The 17431-nt window shown below is 45.1% G+C and carries 6 protein-coding genes; 5 read left to right on the plus strand and 1 reads right to left on the minus strand.

What is annotated here, in order from left to right; translation table 11 throughout:
• On the minus strand, positions 1 to 1263 hold a 1263-nt coding region (locus QZ918_RS17950; protein WP_293337278.1), incomplete at its 3' end, for a transposase.
• A gap of 123 nt (positions 1264 to 1386) precedes the next feature.
• On the opposite strand from QZ918_RS17950, the gene QZ918_RS17955 reads away from it, so the two are divergent.
• The 5 genes from QZ918_RS17955 to QZ918_RS17975 all read left to right on the plus strand — a co-directional run bounded on the left by QZ918_RS17955 (position 1387) and on the right by QZ918_RS17975 (position 17375).
• On the plus strand, positions 1387 to 4950 hold the full coding sequence (locus QZ918_RS17955) for an nSTAND1 domain-containing NTPase (RefSeq protein WP_293337280.1): 3564 nt from the start codon (positions 1387 to 1389) through the stop codon (positions 4948 to 4950).
• Between the two features lie 744 nt (positions 4951 to 5694).
• Positions 5695 to 13221 (plus strand): DUF4347 domain-containing protein, encoded by a 7527-nt coding sequence (locus QZ918_RS17960; RefSeq protein WP_293337282.1) that lies wholly within the window; start codon positions 5695 to 5697, stop codon positions 13219 to 13221.
• Between the two features lie 549 nt (positions 13222 to 13770).
• A complete protein-coding gene (locus tag QZ918_RS17965; protein WP_293337284.1) occupies positions 13771 to 15129 on the plus strand; it encodes a cytochrome P450 family protein in 1359 nt (452 codons plus the stop codon).
• Positions 15130 to 15444: 315 nt separating this feature from the next.
• Positions 15445 to 15990: a hypothetical protein gene (locus QZ918_RS17970; protein ID WP_293337286.1), complete on the plus strand. Its 546-nt coding sequence runs from the start codon at positions 15445 to 15447 to the stop codon at positions 15988 to 15990.
• Positions 15991 to 16328: 338 nt separating this feature from the next.
• Positions 16329 to 17375, plus strand: a complete 1047-nt coding sequence (locus QZ918_RS17975) for a PDDEXK nuclease domain-containing protein (protein ID WP_293337288.1) — start codon at positions 16329 to 16331, stop codon at positions 17373 to 17375.
• The last annotated feature ends 56 nt before the right edge of the window (positions 17376 to 17431 follow it).

Genomic DNA, 17431 nt, shown 5'->3' on the forward strand with positions numbered 1-17431 from the left:
GTCATGTTTGGCATGATCTCGCTCTACGACGAGGCAAAAAACTGTGAGACAACTGGTTTCATTGGGAAAGGCTCCAATCTCATCAGATTTGGTCCGAAATTCCCGAAATAATCGCTCCAGATGATTTGTTGTGCGAATGTGATGATGTAACTCCGGTGCAAACTGGTAGAACGTTAACGTCAACTCACTATCCTTCAGGAATGTCCGGACTGCATCTGGCTCTAAGGATTGCCATTTCTGCTTAAATGAGGTCAGCAATACCATGGCTTCGGATAACTCTAGCGCCTCAAAAATTTGATACGCATCCGAGACAATTTCAGAGCGCCGCTGTTTCTTAGCCTCCGTCGGCTCCAGTCGTTTCTGTTGCTCATCCAAGGTCGGTAAATCAAGATACTTGAGATGACGCTCTATTCCTCTGACTTTATGGGTGATACAGCGTTGTTGTTGCGCGTTCGGAAAATAGGTGGAAATGGCGCTCGGAATCCCTAAACTGCCATCACTAGAGACTAATTTTAATGCCTTGGGTTCAAAGCCTCGGGCGATCAGATTTTTGAAGAGCGTTTTCCAACTCGTTTCACTTTCGGTTTCGGCCACCTCATAGTGCAGTAATTCATGGCGTCCATCCGCCCAGATCGCCATCACCGCTAGCACCACCCGCTCTTGAACTTCGCGACATTGACGCAGATGACCCGACTGGTCTTCTTTATATTCATCGGCTTTCACGTACTGAATATCCACCCACACCCCATCCACCAAAATCACCGAGGGGGTTTCCAAAATCAGGGATTGCCGTTTTTCAGCTAATTTTTGTTGAACTTGAAGGGTTATCTGATTCACGGCACTCACCGATAGAACGCGACCTAATAGAAAATATAAGGCGAATTGGAGATCCCGCAACGACAGACCCATCACATAAAGGCAGCAGAGCCAATCCATCATAGTCCCTTGATTGCGCTGATACCGCTCCAATATCTGCCACTCCCGCTCGCCATTGCGATGACGCAGTTTCGGCACTTTTAAGTCCTTGATTGACCCGTATTGCGTATTCAAGCCTCGACTGTAATAGCCTGACCGTTGCGGTTTCTCCCCCTCAATCTGACCCAGAAATGCCGTTACTTCTTCCCGGAGTGCGCCTTCGATCACCGTTTTGACCGTCGAAACCACCGCTAGTCTGAGCGTCTGACTCAATTGCTCCGACAAGGCTGGATGAATACCTTGGGCGCGGACTCGTAAAATCTGGGCTTCTCGCTCTAAAATCGTCATGGCAAATTACGGGGAATGGCGGTACCTTCTCGTTTTAGCGGCTTTTCATCGCTCCTGTCATCTCCGCGAATAATTCATGACACTAACTTATATTCTGAAGGAAAGGTGAGCCTAGAGAATTTTTTGAGGCAGCTTGCAGATCGCAATTTAAGTCTAGTTGGTCTGGAAGATAGTCAGAAACTGATTCTATGTGCCGAGCGTGTTGGTGCTTTAACATCTAATGAGTGGAACCGAGAATTGGGGGGAGTTTCTGATGATGATGGGCAAGTAATCAATCCGATTTCTAAGCCTCAAGCCGATCGCCCTAAGAATGATGAATGTCCCTATAAAGGCTTATTTGCCTTTCAGCGAGAGGATGCAAAGTTTTTCTTTGGACGTGAAAGGTTTACGGCAACATTGATAGAGTCAGTAACAAGTCAGCCATTCTTGGCGATTATTGGTAATTCGGGAATGGGGAAGTCCTCAGTAGTTTTTGCTGGCCTGGTTCCTGAATTAGAAAAGTTAGAAAACTGGCAATTTTTGACTTTTAGACCTAAAAACAATCCCTTTATGCAACTCGCTGAAGGATTAGTAGGCTTTTTGCATCCTGCCCTGACTGATAAGGATGAACCGCAGTTTATTCAAGAACAGGCCAAATATGCGGAGAGTTTAAAAAATAAAGAATTAGAATTAACAGATATTTTAGATGGTGCCTTAGCGAACAATCATCATCCTCATCGGCGCTTATTGATTGTTGTTGACCAGTTTGAAGAACTTTATACTCTATGCTCGCTAGATTATCGCAATTTATTTATCGATATTTTATTGAGACTTATTGATTCAGAGAAAGACAAGGAAAATCCTGATGTGGTGATTGTCGTTACTCTGAGAGTAGATTTTTATGGGTTTGCCCTCGATTATCAGCCTTTGGCGGAACTTTTACAGAAATGGAAGCCAGAAACTTTGATTGGCATGAGTCGAGAGGAGTTAAAGTTAGCGATTGAAAAACCAGCAGAGGTAGTAGGCTTAGAAATTCAAGATGGATTGACGAAAATTATTTTGGATGGGGTGATCGACAATCCTGGTGAGTTGCCCTTGCTGGAATTTGCTTTAGGAGAACTCTGGAAGCAGCGCAAGGATCGTCAGTTAACTATTGAGGCTTACCACCAGATTGGTGGCATTGAGAAGGCTCTAGTTAATTATGCTGAATCAGTTTATAAAAAGTTTGAGGGAAAACAGCCGCAAATCAAGCATATTTTCACTCAACTCGTTCGATTTGGAGAGCAAACAGAAAATACTCGTCGTTTAGCTACCTATGAGCAAATTGGTCAAGCTAATTGGAAATTAGTAACTCAGCTAGCGGATAATCGCTTAGTTGTCACGGGACAAAATACACGCCAGCGAACGGCTGAAGTCGTCCATGAGGCTTTAATCCGAGGTTGGGAACGCTTGCAGCAATGGATGGTGGAGGATCGGGATTTTCGCCAGTGGCAAGATCGGCTGCGGTTTGGGATCAAGACTTGGGAGGAAACAGGGAGAAGTTACAGTGCTCTGCTTCGAGGTGCTCTATTGGTAGAGGCTGAAGACTGGCTAAAGGAAAAGCATGAAGGTATTACCGATGCACAAGAGATTGAATTTATTAAGGCTAGTCGTCAATTTCAAGAACAAGAGGATATTGAACGCATTCAGGATTTACTGAATTTATCTCAAAAGGAATTACAGTTAAAACAACAATTAAGTTCTTTAGTGGTTGCTGTTAAAGCAGGCATCAAATTCCGTAATATTCAGAAACCTTCAGAGGAGTTAAAAAGAAACCTTGTTGAAAGACTACAGCAAGGAAGCTATGAAATTGTCGAGCAGAATCAACTTGTTGGACATAACGGTGAAGTCAATGGAGTTGCTTTTAGTCCAGATTGTTCAATAATTGCTTCAGTGAGCGATGACCAAACTGTTAAACTTTGGAAGTCAGATGGTCAACTCTTAGATACCTTTAAAGGACACAACAATGACGTTCTTCGAGTCACCTTTAGTCCTGATGGTCAAATTATTGCCTCTGCTAGTGCTGACAGAACTGTGAGATTATGGAGTCTGGAGGGGACACTCTTGAAAACTCTAAAAGGACACTCTGATCGCGTTTATGGAGTCAGTTTTAGTCCCGATAGTCAAATCATTGCCTCTGCTAGTGTTGACAGAACTGTGAGATTTTGGAGCCTGGAGGGGACACTCTTGAAAACTCTGGAAGGACATACAGATCGCGTTTGGGGGGTCAATTTCAGTCCCGATGGTCAAATCATTGCCTCTGCTAGTGCCGATCAAACTGTGAGGCTGTGGAGTCTGGAGGGAACGCTCTTGAGAACTCTAGAAGGACACCTAGATCAGGTCTGGGGAGTCAGTTTTAGCCCTGATGGTCAAATCATTGCCTCTGCTAGTGCTGATCGAACTGTGAGGCTTTGGGGTTTGGAGGGGACGCTCTTGAAAACTCTAGAAGGACACCTAGATCAGGTCTGGGGAGTCAGTTTTAGCCCTGATGGTCAAATCATTGCCTCTGCTAGTTTGGATAAAACTGTGAGACTGTGGAGTCTGGAGGGAACACTCTTGAAGACCCTAGAAGGACATACAGATCGGGTTTGGGGAGTCAATTTTAGCCCTGATGGTCAAATCATTGCCTCTGCTAGTGGTGACAGAACTGTGAGGCTTTGGGGTTTGGAGGGGACGCTCTTGAAAACTCTAGAAGGACACCTAGATCAGGTCTGGGGAGTCAGTTTTAGCCCTGATGGTCAAATTATTGCCTCCACTAGTTTCGACAGAACCGTGAGGCTATGGGAGATTGAGGGAAAATCTTTGCAAACTCTAGAAGGGCATACAGATCGAATCTGGGGAGTCAGTTTTAGTCCCGATAGTCAAATCATTGCCTCTGCTAGTGTTGATAAAACCGTAAGGCTGTGGAGTCCGGAGGGGATGCTTTTACGAACACTAGAAGGGCATACAGATCGAGTCTATGGAGTCAGTTTTAGCCCTGATGGTCAAATCATTGCTTCTGCTAGTGTTGATAAAACCGTAAGGCTATGGACTCTGAAGGGAACACTTTTACGAACGCTAGAAGGACACATGGATCAGGTTTGGGGAGTCAGTTTTAGCCCTGATGGTCAAATCATTGCCTCTGCTAGTGTTGACAAAACCGTAAGGCTATGGACTCTGAAGGGAACACTTTTACGAACGCTAGAAGGGCATACGGCTGGTGTATATGGGGTCAGTTTTAGTCCCGATGGTCAAATCATTGCCTCCGCTAGTGGTGATTGGACTGTAAAGTTATGGAGTTTAGAGGGGATACTTCTGCGGACCCTAGAAGGACATACGGAGGGGGTCTTTGGAGTTAGTTTTAGCCCTGATGGTCAAATTATTGCCTCCGCTAGTTTAGATAAAACTGTGAAATTGTGGAGTCTGAAGGGGACGCTTTTACGAACGCTAGAAGGGCATACGGTTGGTGTATATGGGGTCAGTTTTAGTCCCGATGGTCAAATTATTGCCTCTGCTAGTGCTGACAAAACAGTGAGATTATGGGATATCGATCCTGATGATTTAATTTTAGATTTAGATATTAAGCTGAATAATTTGCTCAAAAAGGGTTGCTTTTGGATTCGTGATTATTTGAAAACAAATCCTAATGTCAGTGAAAGCGATCGAAATCTTTGTGATGGTTATTGCTAGAAGCTTTATAGGAAATTCTGGTATCCCTTGTTTGGCAGTGCGATCTTGTAGTATGCGTTCCCTACTGCAACTCCTACTACCCCACCGATAGATTGTTGGGAACGCACCATGCTCATTAATTCTCGAAATCAGCGATCGCTTCTTACTATCTCCCAATTCTGGCATCGATTACGATCGCCGATTTTGAAGATGGCAAAGATTTGCTAATTGTCGTTAATGGAGTGACTTTCTCGCAATTGGCAATTACTGAAATTAATGGCATAACTCAGATTAGTTTTGCTCCAACCGGACAACTTCTTGTCTCTTTAATTGGAGTGTCTGCTACTCAAATTAATGCAACGGATTTCAGTTTGTTATAGTTCAATACGGTTTACTTAAGATGGTCATTGCGAGGAACGTTAGCGAAGCGATCCGCAGGAAAGCAATCTCCGTATCTACGTTCTCACAAGATTTTACCTCTAGGCGCTCTTAAGTAAACCGTATTGTGTTATAGTTTCGATCGCACGAATAGCCAAAAACCGGGTTTTTACGACAATCCTTTGCTTTCACCCGCAGATTGACTCAAAAACCTGGTTTCTTCGATCGCACGGATAGCCAGAAAATGGCTATTTTTTAATTTCTACAAAGTTTTGTAAATTTTTAAGTCCAATAATAGGGACGAAGCTTATTTTTAGGTTCGTCGCTAAAAATACTTACATAATAATAGCGTATCCTAGATTCACCCTAAATTTTAGTAGGTGAGTCATGTTAAATTATATTAATCAAAATTTCCGAAAAGCGATCGCCTTTATCGATGCTACCGTCCCTGACTATCAAACCTTAATCGACGGCATGATGCCCGAAATCGAGGTAATTAAATTAGAAAGCAACCGTAACGCGATCGAACAAATTACTGAAGTTTTAGCCCTGCACAGCAATATTGACAGCATTCATATAATTTCTCATGGTACTCCCGGCAGCTTGCAACTGGGAAAAACCAGATTTTCTGAAGATAATTTGGCAACTTATTCCCAGCAATTGCAGCAGTGGCGGAGTGCCTTAACTGTTGATGCGGACATTCTGATTTATGGTTGTAATGTCGCATCAGATCCTCACGTTGACCCGAAAGTCCGCCAGGGGTTTAAACCCCTGTCTCAAAGCGAAAGTCGGTTGAAACCGACTGAAAACAAGCTCGCTATTGAGTCCTCTTTAGAGGACTTTAGCTATGAGACGGGGGTTTCAACCCCCGGCGGATCGGATGAATATGCTATAGATAATGAACGGGCGATCGATATAGATAGTTTCAGCTTCATCCAGCGTATTGCTAAACTCACAAATGCCAACGTTGCTGCTTCCAAAAACCTCACGGGAAGCGCTGCAAAAGGTGGCGACTGGGAACTAGAAGTGAGAACTGGCAAAATAAAAACACCGCTAGTATTTCGGCCAGAAGTTATGGCAGTTTACAGCCACGTTCTCAATACATTTAAACAAACACCTACTAGCTTAACAACAGGAACCAACCCTGCTGCGATCGTCAGTCAAGATTTTAACGGAGATGGCATTCCCGATTTAGCCGTAGCTAACAGAAGTTCTGACAGTGTTTCAATCTTTTTGGGAACAGGTCAAGGTAATTTTGGCCCAGCTACTAACTTTACCTTGGGAAGTGCGGGAGCTCCCAGCGGTATTGTGGCGGGCAATTTTAATGGTGATACGCTGCCAGATTTAGCTGTATCGACAGCAATTGGTGGCGATATAGGAGGGGGAGTTTATGTTTTGTTAGGAACCGGAGGTGGCGATTTTAGCAATCCTACAGGTTTTGGTGGAGGGTTCAGCCAACAGGCCATCGCAGCCGGGGACTTTAATGAAGATGGTTTCGCTGATTTAGTAGTAGCAGAAAACAGTCAAGTTTCGATTGCTTTAGGTACAAATCAAGGAACTTTTGGTAATTTTAATACTGTGGGGACTGTCACCAATTCTTTAGCGATCGCAGTTGGTGATTTTAATGCTGACAACAATCTCGATGTGGTTGCTACAACCAGAAATCCCGCTAACAGCGTTGCTATTTTCTCAGGGACTGGACAAGGCACTTTTGGCACTTCTGTTAACTTAACAGTCGGTACGACTCCCAGTGCGATCGCAGTTGCAGATTTTAATGCTGACGGACGATCGGATTTAGCTGTAGCCAATTCAGGCAGTCAGAACGTATCAATTTTATTAGCAACCGGTCAAGGAACTTTTAGCAATCCTGCTAATTTTAATGTTGGAGGAAGTCCTGACGATATTGCTGTGGCTGATTTCAATGCTGACGGGCGATCGGATTTAGCTGTAGTTAACGTCAGTTCTAATGATGTTTCAATTTTAACTGGAACGGGCCAAGGAACGTTTAACGGGCCGTTTAATTATAATACTGGAGGTGTCCGTCCTAGCGCGATCGCGGTTGGAGATTTTAACTCCGATAAAAGACCAGATATTGCTGCTGCAAATACTGGCAGTAACAATGTTTCAATTCTGTTGAATTTGCTATTGAAAACAAGTTTTGGTACTGCTGCATCCAGCAGCCCTGAAGGAGATGCTGACGCGACTGTTAATATTCCCGTGACTGTGGAAAGTGGCTTGCGATTTTCCGATCTAATTATTCCGATCGCAACTGCTTTACCCGTTCCGGCTGGAACTGCTGCGGCTACTCAAGGTTCTGACTACACTCTTTCTACTAATACTCTCACCTTTCCTGCTGGTAGTAGTACTCCGACTCAAAATATAGCTGTCACTATTAAACCAGACAACCTCGCAGAAATAGATGAAGCAATTGTCTTTAGTTTTGGTTCAACTACAGAACCGATCGCAGGTACAATTCCTCAAAGTACCCTCACAATTCCCGCTAACGATCCGATTATTTATACAGTTGGTGCTAGTGCCGGCACGATTCCTGAAGGCAATTCCGGTGCAAATCCGCTGATATTTACTGTCGGTCGTACTGGCGGTACCGGTTCAGGAGGTACTGTCAATTATGCAATTGGTGGAACTGCAACAAATGGCAGCGATTACAACAACATCGGCGGCACTTCTGGCGCAAATAGTACCACTGGTCTAATTAATTTTGCCTCGGGTGAAACATCAAAAACTGTCACCCTAGATGTGTTGGGTGATGGCAGCGTTGAACCAGACGAAACTATTACTGTCACTCTCTCAAATCCCGTCACATTGCCTAATGGCGGTCTTCCAGGCGGCAGTTCAACAATTGGTACTGCTACTGCGACAACTACGATTGTTAATGACGATCGCCCTGGAATTACCGTCAATCCGATTAGCGGATTGGTAACAACGGAAGCTGGCGGTACTGCTAATTTTAGTGTCAAGCTTAACAGTCAACCTAGTGCTAACGTAACTGTTGCTTTAAGCAGTTCCAATCCGGCAGAAGGAACAGTCCCGACACCAACACTAACTTTCACTCCTGCTAATTGGAATCAACTGCAAACAGTAACAGTTACTGGCGTTAACGATAATGTTGCTGATGGCAATATTGCTTACAACATTGTTACTGCTACTGCTGTTAGTACAGACAGCAATTACAACAACCTCAATCCCGATGATGTCAGCGTCACCAATACCGACAACGAAACGCCGGGAATTACCGTCAATCCTACATCAGGATTGACTACTACAGAATCTGGAGTAACGGCTAATTTTTCAGTCGTTCTCAATACTCAACCTACCGCACCTGTTACTATTAATTTGAGCAGTTCCAACCCAGGAGAAGGAACGGTTTCTACAAATAGCTTAAGTTTCACTCCCAATAACTGGAATCAGGCGCAAAAAGTAACGGTAACGGGTGTTGGCGACAATATCGCTGATGGCAGTCAAACTTACAATATTGTCACCGCGGCTGCTGTCAGTACGGATAGCAATTACAACAATCTCAATCCATCGGATGTCAGCGTTACTAATACCGACAGCAATGTCGCGGGAATTACTGTTAATCCTGCCAGTACGGCGGCGACAGAAGGCGGTGCCAACGGAAGTTATACAATCAAGCTAAATTCCCAACCAACTGCACCAGTTACGATCGCTTTTGCTGCCGGAAATCAAATAAATGCGATCGCCCCCATTACCTTCGACGCGACTAACTGGAATGTCGCGAAATCAGTCACAGTAACGGCTACAGACGATACGGTTGTGGAAGGTACTCACAATGGCACAATTAATCATGCGGTAACAAGTACCGATGCAAAATATAGCGGAAGTGCGATCGCGCCTGTTACTGTCGCCATTACTGACAACGATACAACACCGACGCCAACTCCACCAACACCAACACCGATACCACCAACGCCAACACCAACGCCAACGCCAACACCAACACCAACACCAACACCAACGCCAACACCGCCGCCACTAGCACCAGTAATCATGCCGCCGACGATACCTGCTGGCATTACTGTCAATCCGACATCAGGATTAACTACTACAGAAGCGGGAGGCAAAGCAACATTTACGGTCAAACTAAATTCTCCACCGACTGCTGATGTCAAAATCGATTTGCAAAGTTCCAATACCACAGAAGGAATAGTTTCCCCAGCAGCGATAATCTTCAATGTTGCTAACTGGAATTTACCGCGAACAATAACGGTAACAGGAGTTGACGATAGTGCGATCGACGACCCTAAAACATATAGTATTTTGACGAAGCCGGCTGTTAGCAATGACAGCAACTATTCCGGGTTGAACGCAGCCGACGTTATCGTTACTAACACCGATAACGACACCCAAACAAACAAAGTAAATTCTTTATTTATTCCCTTGAGACCGGGGCAAATCGTCGCAGAACCAGACCTTGATGACCCTACTGTTAAACGTCAGCGGTTATCCAATGTAAATTTTGGTTTGATAAATGACCCGCAGCAGGATTTAGACGAGCGATCGTTCAACCTCAACTTATTCAACGATACCTCTTTTGAGGTAATTATCGATCGAGTACAATCTTCATCCAATGGAGAAAGTTGGGTACGCATCGGTCGAATTAAAGGTGCTTTAGATGACAGTGAAGTCATCATCACTAGCAACAAAAAAGACGGAATCGCGATCGGCAATATCAGGTACAAAGACAAATTTTACCAAATTCGCTACGCCGATAACGGTCTCCACAGCATTCGAGAAATCGACCAAGCAGCCTTTCCCGAACATCCCGAATTTCACGAAGACAGCGATGCTGTTCCCATCCCCAGCGACAGTTTTGCTGACCTTCCAGATAGCAGTGGAGATTTGACTGGTGACGACCCCGCGTTAATAGATGTCATGGTCGTTTATACCGCAGCAGCCAAAGACGCCGAGGGCGGTACTGAGGCCATGAATACTTTGATTGACATGGCTGAATCGGAAACAAATTTAGGTTACGAAAACAGCGGCGTCAATCAGCGGATACGGATAGTACACAGACAGGAAATAGCCTACACAGAAAGCGGTATTTCTACCACTGATTTAGACAGACTAAGCAATACTTCCGATGGTTTTCTAGACAACGTTCACCAACTGCGGAATACCTATTCGGCTGACATGGTGAGTTTATTTGTTAATAACTTGGATTACTGCGGTCGCGGTTACGTAATGACCAGTCCTAGCTATGGATTTGCAAATTCAGGATTTACTGTAGTCAAGAGGAGTTGTGCAGTAGGAAATTACAGCTTTGCCCACGAATTAGGACACAACCTAGGTGCTCAACACAATCAAGAAAGCACTAGCGGTGATATTGCTTATCCATACTCCTACGGGTATCGGGATACTGTTGGTCCAAACACTTTCCGTACCATAATGTCGTACCAAAGCACTCCGTCCACTACGCGGATTAATCGCTGGTCAAATCCCGATCGCACTTATCTCGGCGAACCGACAGGAACGAGTTCTACAAATAATGCTCGCACGCTGAACAATACGGCAATTTATGCTGCTAATTGGCGACACTCAAACGATAATTTCGATCGGGCTAAAACTGTCAGCGGTAGTTTCTTTTCCACCACTGGTTTAAATGTCAACGGTACTAAACAAACAGGAGAATCAAATCATGCAGGTAACAGCGGTGGTAAATCTCTTTGGTGGTCTTGGACAGCCCCGAGTTCAGGCCCCGTAACAGTTTCTACGGCTGGAAGTTCTTTCGATACTTTGTTGGGGGTTTACACAGGCGGTTCTGTTTCTAGTTTGGCGACTGTTGGTAGCAATAATAACGACCCTAGTGGAGGTCAAACCAGTCGAGTTAATTTTACTGCTACTGCGGGTACGACTTACAAAATAGCAGTAGACGGGTTCGGTGGATCGTCTGGTTATATTAATCTGAATCTGAGTCCTGGTGTCAACCGTCCGCCAGTCTTAAATATTCCGTTCCGGGAACAAGGTTTGCGTTTGCAACCGGGTTCAAGTCCTCAATTGCAGTTTACTTTTCAAAACAACACTTTCACTGATCCCGATCCGGGCGATACCCTGACTTATACTGCTGATTGGTATGAAGGTGTCACCAACTTTGAGTGGCGAAATGTCAGCGGAGGACGATCGCCAATTCCGACAAGTTGGAGTCGCATTAGCCCCTTACCAACTGGCATGAGTTTCGATCCGGGCAGCCGTACTTTCAGGGTTAATGATAGCTTGCAGCGCAATCGCAACTACTGGATTCGGGTAACAGCAAGGGATGCTGCTGGTGCATCGGATATAGCATTTTTCGATCTTTACAATCGAGGTCTGGGTTCTGTAATCGACGGCTATATCGCTGGGGCTACTGTTTTCTTGGACGCCAACAAAAATGGCGTACTTGATGCCAGCGAACCATCTGCAATAACAGGCCCGAAAGGTGAATACGAACTAGATATTCCCTTAGAAACGTTTGACAAAAATCAAAATGGTGAAATCGATCCACAAGAAGGCAATATTGTTGCTTTCGGTGGCATTGATACTGCTACGGGTTTGCCTTTGGAAACGCCTGTCACTGCGCCGCCCTACGCTACTGTTGTCACTCTTTTAACAAGTTTGGTAGCAGATTTAATTGACAAGGGAATTGAGAGCGATCGCGCCGAATCTCTCGTCAAATCTGCTTTTTCAATTCCCGCTGAGATTGACATTACTGACTTAGATCCGATCGCAGCTACCGAAAATGCGATCGCGGGCGGGTTAGAAACTTTGACTGCAATGGTCAAGGTGCAAAATGTCATTACCCAAACTGCTGCTTTAATAGATGGTGGGTCAATTCTGGAAAGTACCGGCACTGTGAAATCAGTTGTCAGCGCGATTTCTGCTCAAATTCAATCTGGTGCAATTCTCAATCTTAACGATGCCGATCGATTGCAGTCGATCGTCCGCCAATCTATAAATATTGCACAACAGTTAGACTCGACTTTCAACAGCCAGCAATTGTTGCAAATTGCCCCCGACGCAGCGAAAGTAATTGCCGCAGCCAATCAGCAGATTGACCGAGTTGTATCCAATACAACAACAGTTTCAATTAACCGAGAAGTTGCCCGCGTGCAAAAAGTAGCCCTCGGCAACACTTCCCAAGACTTAAAAGCAGTCGGTATCGGTACGAAATCGATCGCGCAAGTTGTTGCCGAAAATACGGGTACTGCATTGGATGCAAAAATCCAACAAACCACTTTACCAGAAGTGCCTGCCGTTCCGGTGATTGCAGGAGAAATAGATGCGATCGCAGCTAACTCAAATCTCATCGGCACTGATGGCGACGACAGCCTTTCTGGCGACAGCGGCAGCGATACCATCAGTGGCAAACGCGGCAGCGATACTCTCACAGGTTTAGGTGGCAATGACTGGATACACGGAAATCAAGACAATGATTCCCTTGACGGAAGTGACGGCGATGATACGCTTTACGGAGGTAAAGGAATTGATAGTTTGTTCGGCAATAACGGGCAAGATATCCTGTTTGGCAATCGCGGTCAAGATAGCTTAATTGGAGGTGAAGGCAATGACAGTCTTTACGGTGGCAAAGCTGGCGATATTTTGCTAGGAGGTAACGGCGACGATTTTCTCAGCGGTGAAAATGCTGATGACACTTTGATAGGAGGAAATGGCAGCGATCGCTTCTTCGTATCTACCAATTTTGGCATCGATACGATCGCCGATTTTGAAGATGGCAAAGATTTGCTCGCACTCCCCAGCGGCATTAGTTTTGCAGAATTGGCGATCGCTCAAAGTGACGGTGCAACCTTAATTCGCTTGGCGTCTACCGGAGAAATTTTAGCTTCTCTAACTGGAGTACCGTCCAGTCTGATTGGTGTCGCAGATTTTGCCTCAATCTAGTAGTAAGTAGTCGCAGATAACCGCAGTTATCTGCGACTCTCAACCATTGGCCCTAATACTTAAAAACTAGAGAGTACATATACTTACTAAGAATTGTGAAAAATTACAGTCAATCTCCGGAATAAGGCTAGACTGGGACGCAGATATATTCAGTAGAATTAATCTATAGCGGTTCTCAAAAAAGTGAGGTACGTTGTTGGGATTGAGCCTCCTGATATTTATTATATATTAACCGAGGTCGGATCAAAAACTCGATTTACAGTCATACCTCATCTTTCTGATAAATGCTATATATTGCCACGAGGTTCACAAATAAAGATGGCTCTATAGCGATCCTAAATCATTTGTGAACTTCTTGTTACTCCCTACCCTTAGTAAGGGGAGGGTTGGGGTGGGGTAAAAAATTTACGACTCATTTAGGATTGCTATAGTTATACTTACTGATTTTGGCAATATTTGAGGGTATGAAATCCCGGTAAATAGGGGTTCAATATCCTCTTGCTGCTAAGTGCGTAGCGTGTTATGGCCTGAGTAACTCGGAGGATTTTCGTGAACCTAAATTTAGATATTATTTTCTCACCGCTGATGAACCCCGCCCTGAATGAGTTTCAGGTTTGGGCTTTGGAAAACCCCCAAGAGGGCCTCAGCAAAACGATGCTACCGGCGATCGCCCTGATCGAAGGTTTAATTGCCAACGAACCCACCTATTTGCAAATAAAACGGCTGGCTTTCGGGGCTAATTTTTGCTGCGCTGGACAAGTGGTGATGGCAGAGTTTTCAACACTCGAAGAAGCACTCACATCGCCCCAGGCGCGCGGATGGCGGCTGGGTACTTCTGTGCTCGATCCGGATCTCTCCCCCAACCAAGATGTTGGCGGTAGGAACCTTTTCCTGCTGTCTTTGTCCGATCGCGAACCAGACGGTAGCAGCAATCACGCAGCATTCCGAAGCTGTATGCAGAAGTATCTCTTCAACAGCGCGACAACCGATCGCCAGGAAGATGAAATCAGCAGGCGGTTGCTCGATCGGCTGGCCGCCGATTATACTGAGATGCCGCACGGTGCGGGGGGAACATTTTTTACCGATGTCAGGCGCGGTTGGATGGGATTTTTAGTTCCATATTTGCACTACGTAATTTTTGGGATTAATCCAGATGACAAGTCTGCGATCGAACTTCTCACCGATTTACATTACATCCGCCAAAGCCCCGCCCACTACTTCGGCGTCGCGGGCAGCCTGCTGCAAAGCCTGAACCTGTTTGGACACGGCGATTTGTCCGCTTTAATCGAGCGCGCGGCGACTATCTACGAAAATTCTCCCGCCCTAGCCGACTTCGAGGTGAGCTCGGAAAACAACGGGATGACTAGGCGGGAATTGGCAAAGCTGATGACAGCGATTATGGGGATAGCGGGACTGCAAGGCCCCCTGCACCTAGGCTATACCGCTATGGGATACCGCCCTCTCCCGGCGTATAAAGGAACACAGACGGCTCAAATTAATCCGACAGAGTTTTGGGACGAGCTCGATTTGGACGATCGCCAGTCGATCGAGCTTTTCCTGTTGGAATGCGGGCGCCTCTGGGCTCCCGTCAGCGCCACCCACCGAGTGGCGACAGAGCCATTTACCGCCACGATTGGGGGCAGACAGCGCACTTTCCCCGCCGGCACCAAGGTACTGATACCGCTCAGTTTGGGGCTGCTTGACGGCAGTTTCTGGGGCTCTACGGTGTACGAATTCAACGCTAAGCGCGAGAATTTGTGCCCTTATCATATGGGTTTTCATGCGGTGGGCGATCGGAGTGCGGGACGGATTTGCCCAGCTAAAGATATCGCACTGAAGATGCTGGTGGATGTTATTAGTACCGTTGGTAAAGTGAGACGAGCTTCGGCACCTAATTTGCAACAGTAATTAATCAGGTTTGTAGTGAGGACTTTAGTCCTCTATCCTTGTCCGAAGAAGGACTAAAGTCCTCACTACGAACCTGATTTTAGTTATCTAACTGGACAGGTTTGTAGTGAGGACTTTAGTCCTCTATCCTTGTCTGAAGAAGGACTAAAGTCCTCACTACGAACCTAATTTGGATTATCTAACTGGACAGGTTTGTAGTGGGGACTTCAGTCCTCTATCCTTGTCCGAAGAAGGACTAAAGTCCTCACTACGAACCTAATTTTGGTTATCTAACTGAGCGCGAAATCACAAATATTTTCGAGGTTAAATAATACCATGTCAATCGAAACAAAGAAACAAAAAGATATCGCAACTTGGATGAAAGCAGAACATCCACCCGAATTCCCCGAAGCCCTCCAAGGTATCTTCTTTATGGATGGGAATATTTTGCCAGACTATTGTCTGACGATGTCCAATTCAGAATGGAATCCCAGCCAACGGACGTTATTGCTGCGGATTTATGAACCAGTTGTCTGGACATTTCATTCATCAATGGCGGGACGGATGTTACTTTATGCCGTCAAATTTTCTCGATTCAGCTACTTGTTTCGCTTCACGGATGCAACTTTGCAGCACGGGCACATCACGCCGATCGCGTTTGGATTGTCTGTACCGCCGTGGATTATGGATTTTTTGATCGATCGCGATCCGAACACTCCCAATGGGGATATCTGGGATCGCAGAAACTCGTTTTTCGGCAGAGCTCCTGAAAAAGGCTATACACTCCGCAGAGTCGTCAACAAAGATGGGAGCCCCACAGCAGCATTTCCTGATTTTCTGTCGAAAGTTGGCAGTGATTGTTTGATTATTGCTCAAGACTGACAATATTTAGGACAACTACTAAACCCGCTGAATAAGGCGGGTTTTTGCGATCGAAGTTGCGCGATTTAAACCTACTATAGCATTCATAAATGATTCAGATAAACTTGTAGGGGTAGTGCCCCCGTGCCTACCCTCTATCTATCGGGGCAACCTAGGGCCATTTTATTGTCGTCAGACAAATGAGGTACGTAGTTGCGCTTCAGCGCTCTTTGCTAATATCAGGAAAGAGTGCTAATATCGCAACTACATACCTTAACCAGCGATACTTTTAGTAATTTTATATTTCCTATTCTGACAATAAAACTACCCTGATTCAAGAAAATATGTGAGGTTAGACCATGGTAGATAGTTTATCAATTCCAGAAGATTATAATATTTTCCTGCGGGAGCTGAAAGAACGCATCCGCAATGCTCAAGTACGTGCAGCAGTTTCTGTTAACCGAGAATTAGTGTTGCTTTATTGGCAAATTGGACAGGATATTTTAAATCGGCAACAGCAGCAAGGATGGGGTACTAAAGTTATAGACACTTTGGCGACTGACTTGCAAAAAGCTTTTCGTGAAATGAAGGGTTTTTCATCTCGCAATCTTAAATATATGAGGAGTTTTGCGGAAACTTACCCGGATTTTGAATTTGTGCAAGAGGTGCTTGCACAAATTACTTGGTATCACAATATTGCCTTAATGGAAAAGGTTAAATCCACAGAGGAACGTCTATGGTATGCAAGACAAACTATCGAGGAAGGATGGAGTAGAAATGTGTTAGTTCATCAGATAGAAAGTGGGCTATACCGGCGGCAAGGGAAAGCTGATACTAATTTCTCTCGCACTCTGCCAAATCCGCAATCAGAACTGGCTCAACAGTTATTTAAAGACCCTTATAATTTTGAGTTTCTCAGTTTAGGTAAAGCAGCACAAGAACGCGATTTAGAGCAGGCTTTGATTGAACGAATCCGCGATTTTTTGCTGGAGTTGGGAGTAGGGTTTGCGTTTGTGGGCAGTCAGTATCATCTAGAGGTTGAAGGCGAAGATTTTTATATGGATTTATTGTTTTATCATTTACGGTTGCGTTGTTTTGTGGTAATAGACTTGAAGGTGGAAGCGTTTAAGCCGGAATTTTCGGGAAAGATGAGTTTTTACGTCTCGGCTGTGGATGATTTACTCAAGCACCGGGACGATATGCCGACTATTGGGATGATTTTATGCAAGAATAAAAAGCAGAAGATTGTCGAATATTCCTTGCGAGACATGAATAAGGCGATCGGGGTTTCGACGTATCAATTGCGGGAGACTTTACCGGAACAGTTACAGGGGAGTTTGCCGACTTTTGAGCAGTTAGAAGCTGAGTTAGGAGCCGTGGATTTGGAGATTGAGGAGGAGTTATGAAAAAAAACAATGGAATGGTTTATGAGATAGCATTCGACAATATTTAACAGCACATT

It is taken from the genome of Microcoleus sp. CAWBG58 (assembly GCF_020883045.1).
In the GTDB taxonomy this organism is placed as follows: Bacteria; Cyanobacteriota; Cyanobacteriia; order Cyanobacteriales; family Microcoleaceae; genus Microcoleus.